At 72.0% G+C, this 17,277-nt stretch carries 12 protein-coding genes and 1 riboswitch; of the genes, 6 read left to right on the plus strand and 6 right to left on the minus strand.

Going from position 1 to position 17,277, the window contains the following annotated elements; all coding sequences use genetic code 11:
* Nucleotide 1 precedes the first annotated feature (1 nt).
* On the plus strand, nucleotides 2-3,298 hold the full coding sequence (locus tag ACQP2O_RS50505) for an FtsX-like permease family protein (protein ID WP_433177160.1): 3,297 nt from the start codon (nucleotides 2-4) through the stop codon (nucleotides 3,296-3,298).
* 288 nt (nucleotides 3,299-3,586) lie between these two features.
* Nucleotides 3,587-6,430: an FtsX-like permease family protein gene (locus ACQP2O_RS50510; protein ID WP_433177162.1), complete on the plus strand. Its 2,844-nt coding sequence runs from the start codon at nucleotides 3,587-3,589 to the stop codon at nucleotides 6,428-6,430.
* Between the two features lie 55 nt (nucleotides 6,431-6,485).
* On the opposite strand, the gene ACQP2O_RS50515 is transcribed toward ACQP2O_RS50510, so the two are convergent.
* Entirely contained in the window at nucleotides 6,486-6,764 is a 279-nt protein-coding gene (locus tag ACQP2O_RS50515) for an inositol monophosphatase family protein (RefSeq protein WP_433177164.1), read from the minus strand.
* Between the two features lie 226 nt (nucleotides 6,765-6,990).
* Nucleotides 6,991-7,129: riboswitch (cyclic di-AMP (ydaO/yuaA leader) on the plus strand.
* Between the two features lie 5 nt (nucleotides 7,130-7,134).
* Between ACQP2O_RS50515 and ACQP2O_RS50520 the strand changes: the two genes are divergently transcribed.
* Nucleotides 7,135-8,154 (plus strand): NlpC/P60 family protein, encoded by a 1,020-nt coding sequence (locus ACQP2O_RS50520; protein ID WP_433177166.1) that lies wholly within the window; start codon nucleotides 7,135-7,137, stop codon nucleotides 8,152-8,154.
* 144 nt (nucleotides 8,155-8,298) lie between these two features.
* On the opposite strand, the gene ACQP2O_RS50525 is transcribed toward ACQP2O_RS50520, so the two are convergent.
* Together ACQP2O_RS50525 and ACQP2O_RS50530 are read right to left on the minus strand one after the other, a co-directional pair.
* A complete protein-coding gene (locus ACQP2O_RS50525) occupies nucleotides 8,299-9,711 on the minus strand; it encodes a GntP family permease (RefSeq protein WP_433177168.1) in 1,413 nt (470 codons plus the stop codon).
* Between the two features lie 75 nt (nucleotides 9,712-9,786).
* Complete coding sequence (locus tag ACQP2O_RS50530; RefSeq protein ID WP_433177170.1) at nucleotides 9,787-10,776, minus strand: LacI family DNA-binding transcriptional regulator; 990 nt, start codon at nucleotides 10,774-10,776, stop codon at nucleotides 9,787-9,789.
* 239 nt (nucleotides 10,777-11,015) lie between these two features.
* On the opposite strand from ACQP2O_RS50530, the gene ACQP2O_RS50535 reads away from it, so the two are divergent.
* Nucleotides 11,016-11,492 (plus strand): hypothetical protein, encoded by a 477-nt coding sequence (locus ACQP2O_RS50535; protein ID WP_433177172.1) that lies wholly within the window; start codon nucleotides 11,016-11,018, stop codon nucleotides 11,490-11,492.
* Here the strand turns inward: ACQP2O_RS50535 and ACQP2O_RS50540 are convergent.
* The gene (locus tag ACQP2O_RS50540; protein ID WP_433177174.1) at nucleotides 11,489-12,712 is read right to left on the minus strand and encodes an aminoglycoside phosphotransferase family protein; all 1,224 of its coding nucleotides are present in this window, start codon (nucleotides 12,710-12,712) and stop codon (nucleotides 11,489-11,491) included. The genes ACQP2O_RS50535 and ACQP2O_RS50540 overlap by 4 nt on opposite strands.
* Before the next feature lie 146 nt (nucleotides 12,713-12,858).
* Between ACQP2O_RS50540 and ACQP2O_RS50545 the strand changes: the two genes are divergently transcribed.
* Nucleotides 12,859-13,851, plus strand: coding sequence for a hypothetical protein (locus tag ACQP2O_RS50545; RefSeq protein WP_433177176.1), 993 nt, complete (start codon nucleotides 12,859-12,861; stop codon nucleotides 13,849-13,851).
* A 59-nt stretch (nucleotides 13,852-13,910) separates the two neighbouring features.
* Here the strand turns inward: ACQP2O_RS50545 and ACQP2O_RS50550 are convergent, their stop codons facing one another.
* Nucleotides 13,911-15,239 carry an erythromycin esterase family protein gene (locus ACQP2O_RS50550; RefSeq protein ID WP_433177178.1) on the minus strand — a complete coding sequence of 443 codons (1,329 nt, stop codon included), beginning with the start codon at nucleotides 15,237-15,239 and terminating at the stop codon, nucleotides 13,911-13,913.
* 63 nt (nucleotides 15,240-15,302) lie between these two features.
* Between ACQP2O_RS50550 and ACQP2O_RS50555 the strand changes: the two genes are divergently transcribed.
* Nucleotides 15,303-15,887: a helix-turn-helix domain-containing protein gene (locus ACQP2O_RS50555; RefSeq protein ID WP_433177180.1), complete on the plus strand. Its 585-nt coding sequence runs from the start codon at nucleotides 15,303-15,305 to the stop codon at nucleotides 15,885-15,887.
* A gap of 71 nt (nucleotides 15,888-15,958) precedes the next feature.
* Here ACQP2O_RS50555 and ACQP2O_RS50560 read toward each other — a convergent pair whose 3' ends face one another.
* Nucleotides 15,959-17,152, minus strand: a complete 1,194-nt coding sequence (locus ACQP2O_RS50560) for a hypothetical protein (RefSeq protein ID WP_433177182.1) — start codon at nucleotides 17,150-17,152, stop codon at nucleotides 15,959-15,961.
* Nucleotides 17,153-17,277 lie beyond the last annotated feature (125 nt).

Below are 17,277 nucleotides of genomic sequence, written 5' to 3' on the forward strand. Positions count from 1 at the left end.
CGTGCTGAGGCTGCTCGTTCGCCGCGCACGCGCGCAGTGGCCCCTGCTGGCAGCCCTCCTGGCGGTCGTCATGGTCGGCTCCACTCTGCTGGGCACCTACGCCCTTCTCGTCACCCGTACCGCCGACCGGGCGCTGGAGGTCGCCGCGTCCCGCGCCGCGCCCGCGGACGTCGACGCCACCGCCTACACCGTCACCGTACGCGGCGCGGACGCGCGATCCGTCGCCGACGACACCCGCCGCGTGCTGGCCTCGGCGCTGGCTCCGTTCGCCGCGACGACGGCCGCGCGGGCGTCCTCCGTGATGCGGTCGCTGCCGAAAACGCTGGTCGGGCGAGACGGCGTCCCGGCTCAGACCTACCTGTCGGGCGTGGAGGATCTGGCGGCCCGCGCCCAGTTGACCACCGGACGCTGGCCGCGGGCCGCGGCCGATGCCGCGCACCCCGCCGCGCCGCTGGAGGCCGCCGTCCTCGAGCCCACCGCGCGGCTGCTCGGCCTCACCCTCGGCAGCCGCGTCCACCTCGGCGCGGAACTGGCCGGCGACCACGGTCCGGCGGTCGACGTGACCGTCGTCGGCGTCGTACGCGCGCGGCCCGGCACCGGCTGGGACCGCGACCCCCTCGCCGCCGCCGGCTATGACCTCACCTACCACGACGGCCGCTCCATCGGGCCGGTCCACGCCTATGGGCCGTTCATCGTCGACCTCTCCGACCTGCTCGCCGGCGGTTCCACCCTCGACCGGTTGGAGATCACCGCCCATCCTGACCTGGCCCACCCCACCCGCCACGACCTCGGCACCGTCGCCGCCGCCACGCTCGACGCCGACCGCCGGCTGGCGCGCGCTCTCGGCGACCGGGTAGGGATCGAGCGCGTCACCTCCCGCCTGCCGCTCACCTTGCAGGCCGCCCATGACCAGCTGCAGGTCACCGCGGCCACCGTGCTCGCCGTCGCCGTCCTCGCGGGCGTCCTGACCGCGACCGCCCTCGCGCTCGCCGGCCGCCTCACCGCCGCCGCGCGCGCCGACGAGACCGCCCTGCTGTCCGACCTGGGCGCCGGCCGCGGCCAGACGGCCGCCGCCGCGACCGTCGAGGCCGGCGCACTCGCCGTCCTCGCCGCCGCGCTCTCGATCCCCGCGTCGTCCGCCCTGCATGTCGGCCTGACCCACCTACCGCCACTGGCGGGTTCCGGGCTCGCCGCCCATCCGAGCGTGACCGGCGCCCAGGTACTCGCCGTCGCCGGCGGCGCGCTGGCGCTCGCGGCGGTACTCGTCGCCTTCGCCGTACGGCCCGTCCCCGCGGTCAGTGAACGTCGGCACCGGCGTGAGCTGCTCGCCCGCTCCGGTGCCGACCTGTTGCTCGTCGTCTTCGCCGCGGTCACCTGGTGGCAGTTGCACGCTCAGCCCACCGGCGCCGGCTCCCGTACCGACGCCGTCCGCATACTCGCTCCCGCGCTGTTCCTCGCCGCGGGCGCCGCGCTGGCGCTTCGCCTGGCACTGCCCGCGCTGCACGGCGCCGACCGGCTGGCGCGCCGTGCCCGCGGGCTGGTGTTCCCGCTGGCCACGTTCGAAGCCGCCCGCCGGCCGCAGGCGGTCGCCGCGGGCCTGCTGATCGGCCTGGCCTGCGCGGCCGGCACGTTCGGGATCGCGTTCGACGCCACGTGGCAGCGCTCGCAGCACGACCAGGCCGACCTGTCCGTCGGCACCGACCTCGCTCTCACCCTCACCGCCCCACCGGTCACCGGGCAGGGCGCGGCCGTCAGCGCGGCCACCGGGGGAACGGTGAGCCCGGCCGTCGACCGTGGCATCGCGGTAGGGCAGTGGCTCGGCAACGCCGGCGACGTGCCCCGGCTGGTCGCCGTCGACACCACCCGCGCCGAGGCCCTGCTGCGCGGCCGGCTGAACGACGGTCGCAGCTGGAGGAACATCGGCGCCGCCCTCGCGCCGCGGACCCGCGCCGCCGGTGTCGCGGTCCCGGCCAGCGCCGCGCTCACCCTGACCGGGACGGCGACCGGCGGGACCCCGCTCACCGTGACCCCCCGGTTGCTGCTGCAGGACGTCACGGGCCTGCGGACCCTCTGCACCGGCCCGCCCGTCCCGCTCGACGGCAGGGCGCACCCGCTGCCCGCATGCGCGACGGCCGAAGGCCTGCGTCTGGTCGCGGTGTCCCTCCCGTTCGCAGCCGACGAGACCGCACCGGAGAACGCCGGCGCCAAGTCCTCCGCCAGCCCGGCATCCTCCGGCGGCGAGGCATCCTCCGCCAGCGCGGGATCCTCCGGCGGCGCGGGATCCTCGGCCGACGCCGGTGACGACCATGTCGCCGTCACGCTCGCAGTGCCGGGAGAAGCCCCCGCCTCGGCGCCCGGATCGCCGTGGACCGCCACCTCCGCCGCGCCCGCCCCCGGGCAGCTCGGCGATCCGGCCGTCGCCCTCACCGGCACTCCCGCAGGCGCCGAGCTGAGGATGACGACGACCGTCTCACTCAAGGGCCCCCCGAACGCCGCCCGAGACCTCGTCGCCGCTGCCTTCCCCGCCCCTGGACCGGTACCCGTCGCGGTCTCCGCCCGCTTCGCCGACGAGGCCCATGCCCGGCGCGGCTCCCGGCTCAGTCTCACCGTCGGTACGACGCCCGTCCCGGCCAGCGTCGCCGAGGTACTGCCCACCGTCCCGTCCGCCCCCGGCGCCGCCGCCGTACTGGCCGACCTGGACGCGCTCTCCCGCGCCCTCATCGTGGGCGGCACCCTGGACTGCCCCGTCGACGCCTGGTGGGTCGGCCGCCCCACCCCAGCCGACGCCGCCGTACGCGCCACCGCCCTGCACCTCGGTACCGTCACCACGCGCGCCGCCGAGACCACCCGTCTCACCAGCGCCCCGCTGCGCGCCGGACTGCCGGCCGCGCTCCGGCTGCTCGTCCCCGCCGCGGCCCTGCTGCTACTCGTCGGCATCGTCCTGCATGTGACCTGCGACCTGCAGGCGCGCGCCCACGAGGTGGCGCGGCTGGCAGGCCTGGGGATGTCCCGGCGCGGAATCCGTACCGTACTTCTCGGCCAGCACGTCGGCATCCTGCTGCCCCTGCTCGCGACGGGTGCGGCCGTCGGCGCGCTCGCCGCCCGCCTGGTCGCGCCCCTCCTCGTCCGATCCGACACCGGCGCCGCGCCCGTCCCGGCCGCCCTGCCCAGCTGGCCGTGGACCGCCGAGGCCGCCCTGCTCGTCCTGTTGCTGGCCGGGTGCACCTTCGCGGTAACCGCCGTCGTCACCGTACGGGCCCGCCGCGCCGACGCCGCATACCTGCGGGTGGCATCGTGAGCAGGCGAACGCCCCTCCGGCCACCCGGTCGCCGACGCCCACTCGACCAGCGATCGCCAGGACGCCCACAGTCGCCCGCGCTGCACCGGCCCAGCATCCGCCGCCGCGCCCTCGCCGGTACCGCACACCTGCGGGTGACATCGTGAACGAGCGAACGGCCCTCCGGCCGCCTGGCCGCCGGCGCCCGCCCGACCAACGATCGCCAGGACGCCCACAGCCGCCCGCGCAGCATTGGCCCAGCATCCGCCGCCGCGCCCTCGCCGACGCCGCACACCTACGGGTGACATCGTGAGCGGACGAACAACCCCCCGGCCACCCGGTCGTCGACGACTGCCCGCCCTCCGGCTGCCCGGTCGCCGACGGCCCCCCGACCAGCGGTCGCCCGGTCGCCTACAGCGCCCCGTTCTGCACTGGCCCAGCATCCGCGGCCGGGCCCTCGCCGATGCCGGGCCGCTGCTCCTGGCCGCCGCCGTGGTCGCGGTCGTCACCGTGCTCGCCGGCGCCGTGCCGCCGCTGTTGCGCGGCACCGCCGACGACGCCGTCCAGGACGCGGTTCGCGGTGCCGGTCAGGACGCCGACGTCTTGGTCCACGCTCGTTGGGAGAGTGACGATGGGCCGAGCGGCGATCGTGTCCGCCTTCCCCACCTCGCCGAAGACGTCGATGACTTCCGAGACAGGGCCAAGGACGCGCTCGGCTCCCGCCTGAGCGCCGCGCTGCGTCCGCCCGTCGCCACCGTCACGAGTACCACCCTCAGCGTCACCGACGGCAGCGTGCTGCGCACCTTCCAGCTCGCCTACCTCGCAGCCGACGGCGGCGACGGGCCAGGCGTGACCTGGATCGCGGGCGGCCCGCCCCGGGCCCCCGCCTCCGCGGTGGACGGCCACGCCGAGATCCCGTACCAGGCGCCGCCCTGGCCTGTGCAGGTGGGCCTGTCGGAAGCGGACGCCGCCGCTCTCCACGTACGTCCGGGCGCTCGCATCCCGCTCGAGGACGACCGGAAGCGCGTAAAAAGCGTCCAGATCAGCGGCATCTTCCGGGCGACGGACAGCACCGATCCCGCCTGGCGGCTGGCCCCCTGGCTGCTGCGTCCCGCCTCGGGCGAGGACGGCGTGGGCACCACCCGGCTCGCCGGCCTGCTGTCACGCGACTCCCTGCCCGACGCCCGCCTCGCCTTCGACCAGGACCAGCTGGAGCGCACCGTCTGGTTCACCCCGGACCCGCGCGCGCTCACCTGGGATTCCGCCCAGGCGATCGCCGGGAGGGCGGTCGCGCTCAAGGCGGCTTCCGGTTCCTCCGGCGCCCTCGACGACTCCCTGCAGTGGGACACGCAGCTCGACGCCGTGCTGCGGAACGTCCGCGCCCAGGTCAGTGCCGCGTCCGTGCAGGCGTCCGTTCTGCTCACCGGTGTCCTGGCCGCCGCGGTCCTGGTCCTGCTGCTCGCCGCCGACCTGCTGGTCGGCCGCCGCGCCCCGGCGCTCGCCGCCGCCCGGCAACGAGGGGCGACGCTGTCCGACCTCGGCGCCGAACTGCTGCTCGAGTCCATTGCGGTGGCGCTGTCCGCCACCGTGGCCGGGCTCGCGCTGGCCCGTACGGTCTCCCCGGGTGCCTCCTTGGGGTGGGTGGTCCCCGTGGTCCTCGCCGCTGCCGCCGCCGGCCCGGCATTCGGTACGCTCGCCGCCGCCCGTGCCACCCGCGATCGCCGTGTCCCCGCCAACCGGACCGCACGCCGCTGGGCCGTCCGTACCGGCCGGCTGCGCCGCGCCACCGCCGAGGTCGCGGTTCTGATCGCCGCGGTCGCCGCCTTCGTCGCGCTGCACCAGCGCGGGATCCTCCCATCCGCTCCCTCCGGCGACGCGTCCGGGGCGGACGGTGGCGTGGCGCTGCCCGCGAGTGCTCCCGCTCTCGGCGTTCTCGCCGGCGCGCTCGTCCTGCGGCGGCTGCTGCCCGCCGGGACGCGCCTCGCGCTGAAGCGGGCACTGCGCTCGCGCCGCCCGCTGGCGGTGTTCGGCACCGCGCGGGCGGCCGTGACGTCCGCTCGCGTGCTGCCGCTGCTGGTCCTGGTGACCTCCGCCGCGCTGGCGTCGTTCGCGCTCACCCTCGACGCCACCGCCGACCGGGGCCTGGCCGACGGCGCGTGGCGTACCGTCGGCGCCGACGCCCGCCTCGACATCGCCCCCGCCGCCGCGGCCTCCACACCCGCGCTCGCGCGGCGCATCGCCGCCGCGCGGGGAGTCCGGCAGGCCGTCGCCGGGCAGGTGACCGACCGGGCGCGCATCGTCGCCGACTCGGTGGTCGTCGCACCGCGCCTGGTGATCGTGGACACCTCGGCGTACCAGCGGCTGCTGGCCTCCACCCCACTGCCGCACGCGCCGACGCTCGCCCGGCTCAGGGCGACCGGTCACGGCGACGTCCCCGTGCTGGTGCGCTCGAGCAATGGCACCCTACGGCGCGGCATGCGGCTGCAACTGCTCCGGGACGGTGCCCCGGCCATCCGGCTCACCGCCGTCGGTACGGCACCCGCCGTCGGTGACGCCGATGACGTCATCCTCGTGGACGCCGCGGCGATCGCCGCCGCCGGACTGCCGGCCGTCCCGAACACGGTGTGGGCGACCGGCCCGGGAGCAGCGCGAGCGGTCACCGCGAGCGCCGTCGCGGCGAACGCCGTACTCCGCGCGGACGTGCTGCGCGCACGCCGTGCGGCGCCGCTGACCTCGGGGCTGCTGCGGTTGACCTGGGCCTCGGCCGCGATCCTGCTGGCTCTGGGACTGCTCGGGCTCGCCCTCGGCACGGCCGCGAGCGCGCCGGAACGGTGGCAGACCCTGACCCGGCTGCGGACCCTCGGCCTGCGGCCACGGGACGCCCGCTGGGTCGCCGCGGGCGAGTTGCTGCCGCCGGTGCTGGTCGCCGCGGTGGGCGGCCCGCTGATCGGGGTACTGCTCGCACGCCTGACGTTCGGCCCGCTCGCTCTGCGGTTGCTCACCGGGCAGGCCGCCGACCCGCCCCTGGTGCTGCCGTGGTGGTGGCTCGGTCTGCTGATCGTCGCGTTGCCGGTGGCCGTCGCCGTGGCGGTACCCGTCGAGTCGGTGCTACGACGCCGGCGCCGATTGAGCGAGGTCCTCCGCGCGGGATAGCTCCGTGCCGGCCGGTCGGCGGCTTCTCGGGATCAGCTTGCGACGTCGACGGCCGCTAGCGCCGGGCGGATGAGGTGGAGCAGTTCATCGTGCAACGTCCGGTACTGACGCCTGCCTCTTCGCCGTAGATCTCATCGTCGGGGAAACGGCGGTGCAACTCGGTCCGGATCAGACTTTCGACCGCGAAATCGGCGTCGGTCACCTCGCTGCCATCGCGTTTCTCCACGACGCCGAAGTCGGCCGCGAAGAACCGCTCCGCGGCCACCCGCCCGGCCCGCTCCGCGAGCGCAACGGCGAAGTCCAGCAAATCCCGATCCACCGCGGCAGGGGTCATTCCCGCACGCTACCTGAGTCTGATCACAACAAGCCGCCTCCACTGGAGCCGGAAGCCTCAGAAGGAAGTCACCCACGGTAAGGACATGCGCACCGACACGGCGCCGTGATCTGCACTCCGTAACGGAAGGTGCACGCAGCGTACGATAAATCACGTTTCGGTGGTTTTATACACATTGATGCCCTACGCTCCGTAGGACTCGACTGTCCCATGCTTCACACAAGAGCACGACCGTCAGCCGAATCCCTGCAGTGCAGGGAACCGGGGACCCAGGTACCTGGGGTGAATCCGCAGCGCCCGGCGCTCGGAAGGGCATCTCCCGCCCGAACCCGACAGCTAACCCGGTAGGCGTGAGGAGAGGAGTTCGTACGTGGCATTTCCATATTCACAACTCAAAAGTTCCGGCTTTCTGAGGGGCATTACGGCCTTGACGGCGAGCGCCGCCCTTCTTCTTCCCGCGAGCAGCGCATACGCGGCCACCAAGCCGTCACCGACCGCAGCAAAGAACAAACTGGACAAGCTCAACAGCCAGGTGGACAAGCTCGCCAATAAGTACGACAAGGCGAAGACACAGCTGGATGCGGCGAAGAAGCGGCTTTCAGTGATCAACAATCAGATCGCCACTGAAAAGCCCAACTATCAGAACCTCCGCGTTCGGGTTGCGCAGATGGCCGTCGCCGCCTACAAGAACGGCACCCTTGGCAACACCGCCGTCATCGCCTCCAAGGATCCCGAAGGGACCCTGCAGAATATGTCGGCCTTCGTCGCGCTTTCCAATAGCCGAAGCCAAGAGATGACGGCATTGCTGGCATCGACCCAGCGCCTCCAGCGCGATCAGGAAGAAGCCAAGGCAGCGCTGCAGACCGTCACCACGACCACGTCGACGCTTAAGAAGCAGAAAACCGCCGCCGAACAAGCGATCGCCAAGCAGAAAGCACTGTTGGCCAAGTCCACCAGCTCCAGCTCAAGCAGCAGCAGCTCAAGCGGCAACAGCAGTAGCAAGGGCAGCGGTAGCAGCCCCACCGGCTCCGCGTCCGGCTCGGCGAGCAAGGCGGTGAATTACGCCATGGCTCAGCTGGGTAAACCCTACGTCTTCGGCGGTACAGGCCCGTCGGGCTATGACTGCTCCGGGCTGACGATGATGGCCTGGCGCGCCGCCGGCGTCAGCCTTCCCCGCGTCGTCCCCGACCAGTACAGCGCCATCCGCCACGTCTCCAAGTCCGACCTACAGCCCGGTGACCTGGTCTTCTTCGACGGCCTTGGCCACGAAGGCATTTACGTCGGCGGCGGAAGATTCATCCATGCCCCGCACACCGGCACCGACGTGCAGTACGCCAGCATGTCCAACAGCTACTGGACCGCGAACTACGTCGGCGCCGGCCGCCCGTAATCAACGGGCCCGTCGCCCGCGTGATCGCTGGACCGAGGGGAAGGCGTCGTACGTCCTGGACCGGATCGACGCCTTCCCCAGACCGGCTGCAACAACATCCTTCGCACAACCGTCCGCGTGCGCATCGGCATCGGCGTATGGCCGCTAGAGGAATGCGGAGAGCAGGAGGGCCATCCCCAGGCCCAGGACGCTGACCAGCGTCTGGGTGGTGGTGTGGATTTTCGTGGCCTTGCCCATGTCCATCCCGAAGGACTCCTTGACCAGCCAGAATCCCGCGTGGTTGACGTAGTTGAGGCCGATCGAGCCCGCACCGATGGCGATGACGACCAGCGAGGTGTGCCAGCTGTCGGACGCGGTCACCAGTGGCGCGACGATGCCGGTCGAGGAGACGATCCCCACCGTCGCCGATCCGGTGGAGGCGGAGAGCAGTAGTGCGAGCAGCCACCCCAGCAGCACGACGCTGATGTGCGCTCCACCGGCGGCCGAGGCGATGGCGTGGCTGATGCCCGTGTCCTCCAGCACCTGGTTGAAGGCGCCGCCCCCGCCGATGATCAGCAGGATGCCGACCACGGCCTTGAGGCTCTCCGTGACGGACTGCCGCACCGCTTCCCCTGACCTGCCTTGGGCCAGTCCCAGTGCGACCAGCGCGACGAGGAAACCGACCAGCATCGCGATGACGGGCGTACCCACCAAGAGGGTCGCGCTACGCAGCTGGTTTCCGTCGGGCAGGGCGATCTCCGCGATGGTGCGCAGCAGCATCAACACCACCGGAATGAGGATGCAGGTCACCGCCCAGGCGATCGGTACCGGCCGCTGCGCTGCTGCAGAATCGTCGCCCCGTACGGCAGGCTCTGCGTCGTCCGCGCGCTGCCGTACGAACTGGTCGACCAGGGCCTGGTCGGGGTAGACGTCGATCCGCGGGGCCATCCAGGTCGCGAAGACGGGGCCGGCCAGGATGACGGTGGGCACGGCGCAGACCAGGCCGAGCACAATCGTCTTGCCCAGGTCCGCGTGCAGTCCGGCGACGGCGGCCAGCGGTCCCGGGTGGGGCGGGACCATGCCGTGCAGGGTGGCGAGTACGGCGATGGTGGGGATCACGAGCATGGTGTACGGCGAGTAGCGCGCGTGCCCTTGCCTGCGCATCCGGTCCGCCACGCTGAACACCAGCGGCAGCAGCACGATGAGGCCGACCTCGAAGAACATCGGGATGCCGATGACGAACGCCGCAGCGCTCATCAGCCACGGCACTGTGCGCGGTGTCGACCGGCGCACCACCGCTGCGGCGATCACTTCCGTGGCGCTGGAGTCTGCCAGCAGACGGCCCAGCATGGCGCCGAGAGCGAGTGTGATGCCGACGTTGCCGAGGACATCGCCGGCACCTTTCTCGATCGAATCGGCGATCTTGGCGACGGGTTCGCCGCCCGCCAGTCCGACCCCGATGGACACGACCAGCAGGGCGATGAAGGGATTCAACCTGAGCCGCGAGTTGATCAGCACTAAGAGCAGGGCAACCGAAACGATCAGTACGGCTATCAGCCCAGGCGTCGACGTTGCCACCGCAGGACCTCCTCGATACCTCCGGAACCGGTTCCGGAACGGTTCCGGAAGTGTGGCGGACGCGGAGGGCGGAGGTCAAGGTCGGATGTCGGCGGGCTCACGCGCAGAGCGATCGTCGGCGGCACCAGGCATCAGGCGCACCGGCAACTCGTGGACCTCGGGCGGCTCCGGGGCGCCCTCGATCGCGCGCACCAGCAACTGGACCGCACGCGCGCCCAGTTCCGGCAGCGGACGCGGGACCGCGGCGAGCGACGGCTCGGCCAGCCGGGCGGTGCGCTCGTCGCCGAAGCAGACCACCGCCACATCCTCCGGGATTCGCCTGCCCGCCCGGCGCAGCGAGCCGAGCGCGGCCAGGGTGAGGTCATCGGAGCAGCTGAAGAGCGCGTCGAAGCGCGGGCCATGGTCGACCGCCACGTGGGCGTCCGCCCCGACCTCGACGATCCGGTCGGAGGAGAACTTGAGTCCGGCTTCGGCGAAGGCGGACTGGCAGCCGGCCGCACGGGCACGAGCGCCGCTGGCCGCGTTGTGCGGGAGCAGCACGACGACCGACGTACGCTCCTGCCGCATCAGATAGCGGCCGGCCTGGTACCCGGCGCTCCAGTTGGCCGTCCGAACGATCGTCGCCTCCGGGTCGACCAGGTCCTCGTCGACCACGATCACCGGTCGCGAGCGGTCCCCGCCCGACGGCGTCCGCACCGGGCCGACCAGGATCGTGCCGTCGATGGGCAGCTCCGCCGGGTCCTGCGGCGGCATCGAACCGTCCGGCCCGACCGGCCGGACGAGCACCTGGTAGCCATGGCGTTCGGCCTCGGCCATCGCCCCGGACAGCACCCCCGCCCAGCCTGAATCGGCCGGCGACACGTGCAGCACGATCAATCGGAAGCGGCCGGTGCGCAGCGCCTGCGCGACCCGACTCGGCTGGTAGCCCAGCTCTTTCGCGATCTCCTGGATCCGCGTCCGAGTCGCCTCGCCGACTTCCGGGTGGTCCGCGGACAGCGCGCGTGAGGCGGTCGCCTTCGCGACTCCCGCAGCCCGGGCCACGTCGGCAAGCGTCACGCGCCTCATCGGCCGTCCTTTCCAGGACTCCGAGGCTCCGAAACCGGTTCCGGAGCCGCTGCAAGGCACGCTACCCCACATGCCACGCCGCACGCCGCGATCGGTGCCGGCGCAGAAGCGCCGCAGGGCCCTGTGTCCAGTACCTCTGCCGGCACATGTACACAGCTGCGTACGAATGATCGTGCCGAGGCTTTCGACGCGCTCGGTCTCATCGGCGGATGAGGCACGGCTCCGGTCATGATGGGGGCATGCGGCGAGTGGTGATCCTCGGGCGCGGCGGCGCCGGCAAGTCCGTCTTGGCCCGACAGCTCGGCGAGGTGACCGGTCTGCCCGTGGTCGAGCTGGACACGCTGTTCTGGCAGCCTGGGCTGGTCGCGACGGACCCGGCCCGGTGGGCGGCATGTCAACGGGAACTGGTCCAGCGTGACGCTTGGATCCTCGATGGTGACCTCGGGCCCTACGACAGTGACCCGCAGATCCGCCTCCGGGCTGCCGACACCGTCATCGTGCTCGATTTCGCCTTCCTGCGATGCGCGTGGCGGACGATACGCCAAGGCCGCGAACGCGGCGACTACTGGCGCTGGATCTGGGCCTATCGACGCCGCAGTCTCCCGGCCGTGATGCAGGCGATCAGCGCTGCCGCTCCGGACGCCGAGGTCCACTTGCTGCGCAGCCCCCGTACGGTCCGGCGCTTCGTCGCGCGACTCCGGCGGACGGGCACCTAGCCGAAGGTGCGGCCGATGTTCGGCGTTCGCGCGCAGCGCAGTGCGGCGCGGATGACGGTGGCAGGATCGCCACGATGGTAGACCTGCTCGGCGGGTTCAATACCGTCCAGGAACTCCTGGTAGCGCACGGCATAGGCCAGGTGTGCCAACGGTTCGGCGATGGCGAGTGCCCGGGCCGGCTCGCAGTCGGGCAGCCGGGTCTTCCATGCCTCGATCCACGCCTTGGCGGCAACGGATCGCTTCGCCGTTGGCAGGTAGTCGCAGGCCCGCAGTCCGTCCAGCACCGGGTTGCCCACATAGGCGTCGGCGAAGTCCACCACAACCGGTGGCCCACCGTCGCTGCGCCAGTTGCCGGGGTGGAAGTCACCGTGCACGATCGTGTCAGGCAGACCACAGTCGTCCAGCGCGGGCCAGCGTTCCTGCAGACCACGCGCTGCCGCCAGCTCCTCGCTGGACAGCTCAGCGCTGAAGGGTCGATCGAGCAGTTCACGGATCTGGCCGGCGAGGACGGCCCGGCGCCGGTCACGCAGTCCAGGCAGGTGGCCGGCCGCCCGTACGGCGACCGCGGCTTGGGCGGCCACCAGGCGGCTCACCGCGCTGGTGATGATCTCGGCGGGGGCGTCCCAGCAGTCCACACCGGGCAGATGCTCCAGCAAGACCCGCCCGGGCCCCGCCGCGAGGACCGTCGGAACCAGACCCGGATCCACGCGCGCGAACGCGGCGATGACGGCCGCCTCATCGGCGGCGAAGTGCGGCGTGGCCTTCAACCAAACCGGGCCCTGCCGGGTGGGCAGGCGCAACACGGCGGCCAGGTTCCAGGTCCTGCGCTGCTCCGCCGGCCCGGTCATCGGACGATCCATGGAGGCCAGCGTGTCCGCGGCCCAGCCGAGCAGCTCCCTCAGCCCCTCCATCCGCGCCCACGGGGAACGCCGTTCGTGCGGCTCGGCCAACGCGGGGTGCGCGACGCCCGGCGCGGACAGTAGCCCGGCCGCGGGCCGCCGCAACGCCTCGACGTGATAGGTGACATGACCGTCCCGTCCGCCGTCCCCACCCTCGACGCCGACCAGGCGCAGCACCAGCACCGGTACATCCAGAACCCGGCGCAGGTACGCGACGACCTGCTCGACCTCCGCCCACCACGCGACGTCCACCGCGGACGGCCCGATGACACCCAGGCAGTCCGCGCCAAAGGTCACCACCGCACTGACCGTCCGCCCCATGTCGCCAGTGTGAACGGCCCACATCGGATCGGCGACCGAATATCCACCAGGACCTGCGCCGCAGCCCTGGCAGCCGGCTCATCGCGGCTGAGCGGACGGGCCGGCCGCTTCGGCTGGTCGCGATGGCCGCCGTAGACTGCGCGACCGTGGTAGAGATCGTGCCGCTCGGCGAGGTGACCTGTCCGTCGGGCGAGTTGGCGCTGATGGACGGCGGCTACCTCGGGCTGTGGTCCGGCGACCGCGTACCGGACGACGTGCGGCGGCCCGACGTCCCGCTGGCCGTCGACTTCGAGGTGGTCGGGCGCGATGCGGACGCCGCGGCGCGGTCGTTCGGCCGGCAGTCCGGCCGCACCGTCTATGACATCCCGCAGGATGCCGTCGCGGAGTTCGCCTCGCTCTTCGATGACCACTGCCGTGAGCGCGGCCACCAGGCGTCGCTGCGCTCCTTCCCACGGCAGGTCCCGCACCGTGACCGCGTCCGGCGAGCGATCGCCGGAGCCGACCCGGACTTTCTGATCAGCGGCGTGCCGGTCATCGCCATCGGAGGCCTGCCCACCGACCGTCCGCTGCCGGTCACCGCGACACCGCACGGCGACTGGGGTTGGATGCACATCCGCATCGTGGTCAGTGACGAACCAGTCGTCGGTACCCGCTCGCTGGGCAGGATCGGCGTCGACTACGCCCGGTTCGTGGTTGCCGACGCGGACGCGCTGAACGCATGGATACACGACGACACGATCGACGGCCTGGCGGACGTCGTGTTCTGGGGCAGGCACGAGACCGAGATCGCGGCTGAGTTCGGTGCCACCCGTACCGGCACACCCGGCGACGATCACTACGGCTGGCTCAACCTGCCGGTCCGCGAAGCGTACGCGAAGGCGGTCGCGTTGAACGATCGCCGGAGGACGGCGTCGGACCGTAAGTTCGCCTTCGATCTCCGTCCACACTCACATCACTGGCGGGTGATGGCCGATGTTCGCGCGTCCGAGAATGAGGCCGCCTCGATAGACGTCGGCGGTGCCCGCATCATGTTCGCGATGACATCTATCGGCGACGGGTTCTTCCCGGTCCACGTCGAACTCGATGCGGCGGGTGCCCCGGCCGCCATCGAGGTGACGATCCGCGGCGCCGAGGATTGACCGTGGTCTGATCAGACGGTTGAAGGCGAGCCGTCTGCGTCCGGCGGCTCGCCTGGGTTTCACCGTGGGTTCCAGCCCGAGAACGTCTCTTGTACGTCGTGGGGGGAGCAGGCGAGGGCGGCCGGGTCGGGTTCGGCTGCCGTGACGTCGGGGAGATGGACGATGAGGTCGTAGGCGTCGAGTGGGTTCAGGCCGACGTGGAAGGTGCCGAAGCGTTGCCGGGCGGCGGCGCGGACGGCGTCGGCGTCGGCCGGTGACAGCCGCCGGAGGTCGGTCGCGAAGGGCCCGTCGTGACTGGCGGCCATGAGCGCGTCGAGGGTGTCGGGCTCCGGTGGCCCCATCTGGGTGAAGAGTGTGCCGGTGTAGAAGTCGGCATCGGTGTTGAGGGTTTGACCGGTTCCCGTGGTCGTGCCGATGACGAGGTAGTCCTCGCCGAGCCGGTCGGCCAGGTGCATGCCCGCAGGTGTCGCCGCCTCCGGCATGCCGGGCAGGGCGAGGGGCCGGCGCTGGATGTGGCCGTTGTGGGCGGCCAGCACGATTCGGTCTTCGCGGCGCAGGATCCACTCGAGGTTGTCCGCGATCGCGGCGGCGCGGTCGAACATCACCGTCAGCCGGTCGCCGCAGGCCATCGCACGGGCGAGCGCGTCGAGGGTGATCGTGAGGTGCAGCGAGCGCAGTGCGCGCTCGTACGCGCCGGCCGTGGTGCGCCGGGCGTACTCGAGGCGGCGTCCGGTCATGCGTACGGTCAGTTCGGCCAACCCCGCGGTCAGCGCGTCCTTGGTCTGGGTCGCGAGCTGCGCATAGGCTCCGATGGCCGCGGGGATGGAGAACGCCGATGACGCGGCGAAGACGGCGGCCGTCTCCCGGATGCTCGGATCCACCTGGTACTCGGGATCGGCCTGCGCCAGGTAGGCGATGACGGCGTCCAGGCTCGGCAGCAGGGACGCGTTGGAGCCGGACAGGTCGGCGCCGTAGAAGCCGACCGGCCGTGCGGCGGTCCGGTTGTGGTGCCGCATCCACTCCAGGTGGGCGCGCATCTGGGTCCACGGTCCCATCAGCGAGGTCATGCCGCCGGCCAGGACCTGGCCGAGGTCGCCCTCGCCGCCCCGTACCCACTCGTCGGTCCGCCATCCTTCGGCGAATCCCGACTCCATCGCGTACGCGCCGAACCCGTGCCGCTCGACCAGGTAGCGCAGCAGGCGGTGGCGGAGTCGGTAGGTCTCGCCGTTGTAGTGCGCACTCTCGCCGATCGCCACCACCCGCGCGGTGCCGATCGCCTCATCCAGCCATTCCAGGTCGTCCAGCGGCGCGGACGGATCCAGCGTGCGCAGCGGCATCACCGCTGGGGCGCTCAGCCGTGCGGCCGCCGTCGAGGTGCTGTCGGTCACTCCGTACCCCTCCCGAATGTTCCCAGTTTTGGGAATGGTACCGAATATGGAGATAATCGGGGAGTGGACACCCTGGATCTGCTGCTGCATCCGGTCCGGATGCGGATCGTCTACGCCCTGTCCGGCGGGCGGGTACGCTCCACCGCCGATCTGTGCGCGAGCCTGCCTGAGGTCCCGAAGACCACCGTGTACCGGCATGTCGGCCTGCTCGCCGACGGAGGAGTGCTGGAGGTCGCCGACGAACAGCGGGTACGCGGCGCGGTGGAGCGCCACTACCGGCTGCGCCGGGACCGGACGATGATCGAGGCGGAGGCGGGCGCGTCGATGTCGCTGGAAGACCACCGCCACGGGTTCACCGCGGCCATGGCCGCCCTGCACGCGGAGTTCGACGCCTACCTCAACCGGTCCGGCACCGACCCGTACGCCGACCTGGTGGGCTACCGGCAGGGCGTCCTGTGGCTCAGCCGTGACGAGATCATCGAGATACTCGGCGAGCTACGCGCCGTCATCGCGGCCCGCGCCGGAAACCAGCCGACACCCGGCCGCAGCCCCCGCCTGGTGAGCCTGATCCAATTCCCGATCGACGAATCACCGCACCACACGGCCGACCAGCAGACGACCACCGTCCCTGAGCCCGACGCACAGTGACACCGGTGCCTGGTCGGCCGCCTGGTGTGTTCGGGCCTGTCGCGATGAGCGGGCCTGAAACCGCCAGGCTCTTACCAGCAGCGGACAGGGTTGGCGTGTAGATCGCTCTCGCCGCAGGGCCACACGCCGGTGTCCAGCGGAGCCAGATCGGTGTCGGCGATGACGAGGCTGCCTTCGCCCTTGGCCCAGTCCGTGGTGAGGACGAAGAACAGCCGTCCGCCCTCCAGCAGCAGCATCCGGTCGACGCCTTCCCCTTCTCCCTCGCACAAGGTGTGGACGGACAGGTCGGGATCGATGATCTGGAGCTTGCCGTCGCGCCAGAACGCGGCCCGGCCGTCGCCGCTCAGCACCGGACCGACGGTGTAGTAGCCGGAGAGGTACGGGCCGTCGGTCATGCTGCCGTCGCGGTGCAGCCGCCGGACGCGCCGGGCCGAGGACAGGTCGTTGTCCAGTTCGACGACGCGGATTCTGCCCCGGCTGCTGACCAGCAGGCCACCGTGGCTGGGCCACTCGGCCACCGTCGCGCCGTCGCGGTCGTACAACCGTGTCGAGAACGCGCCGTACCCCTGGCTGCCGACCAGGAAACCGCCCGGTCCGGCGATCGCCCGCTCCCCTGTCGGGTGCGGCGGCGTCACCCAGACCAGGTCCCCGGTCGCCAGGTCGAGGCAGAAGCCCATGCCGATGCCGCTGGACCAGTCGGTGTAGGTGGCCAGTACCCGGTCCGCCGAAACGAGCAGCCCGGCGCGGCGCTCTGGAGCCAGACCTCGTGGCCGCCATGGCCGCATGGGTTCCGCACGCCAGCCATTCGCCGCGCTCATCTCGACGACGCCCTCATAAGACAGGTGCACATCGGGCAACTCGGCCGACCAGCGTCTCGCGCCCGATCCGTCGGTGCGCTCCACGCGCACGCTGCGGTACGGGTCGCTCCGCCACGCCACCACGAACCCATCGGGCAGAACGACGAACGTCCCGATCCGTTCGTCAGGTGCACCCGAGAGATCCACCCGCCGACCCGGCGCACCCCACACCGTCGTCTCCACGAGCGCGGCGCCATCGGCCAGCCAGACACCACCGTCCGGCGCGACGCGCATCTGGCCGCCCAGCGCACCAACGGACCGGCTCCAGCGCGACCGGCCGTCCAGGTCGACCGCACGCAGAACGGACCCCGACGTCGTACCGCACAGGACGTAGACCGGCCCCGCCGCGCCGGCGCAGGCCAGCGGCCCGTACGACCCCGGCTGCCCCACTCGTTCGATCCCCGTCACGAGCCACGATCGTCCCGGCACCGGCCCCCATCCACAACCCCGGCCGAAGGGACGGAAACGGGCTACGCGCCGGAACATCCGGTGATCGGCAAAGCGCATGCATTGTGAAGGCGCGCCGTACGTGC

It is taken from the genome of Actinoallomurus sp. CA-150999, assembly GCF_050942425.1.
Lineage (GTDB): Bacteria > Actinomycetota > Actinomycetes > Streptosporangiales > Streptosporangiaceae > Actinoallomurus.

Coding starts and splice junctions, on each gene's coding strand:
- ACQP2O_RS50515 (WP_433177164.1), bottom strand. CDS start 6,764: ATGACCCCTGCCGCGGTGGATCGGGATTTGCTGGACTTCGCCGTTGCG.
- ACQP2O_RS50530 (WP_433177170.1), bottom strand. CDS start 10,776: ATGAGGCGCGTGACGCTTGCCGACGTGGCCCGGGCTGCGGGAGTCGCG.
- ACQP2O_RS50535 (WP_433177172.1), top strand. CDS start 11,016: ATGCGGCGAGTGGTGATCCTCGGGCGCGGCGGCGCCGGCAAGTCCGTC.
- ACQP2O_RS50540 (WP_433177174.1), bottom strand. CDS start 12,712: ATGGGGCGGACGGTCAGTGCGGTGGTGACCTTTGGCGCGGACTGCCTG.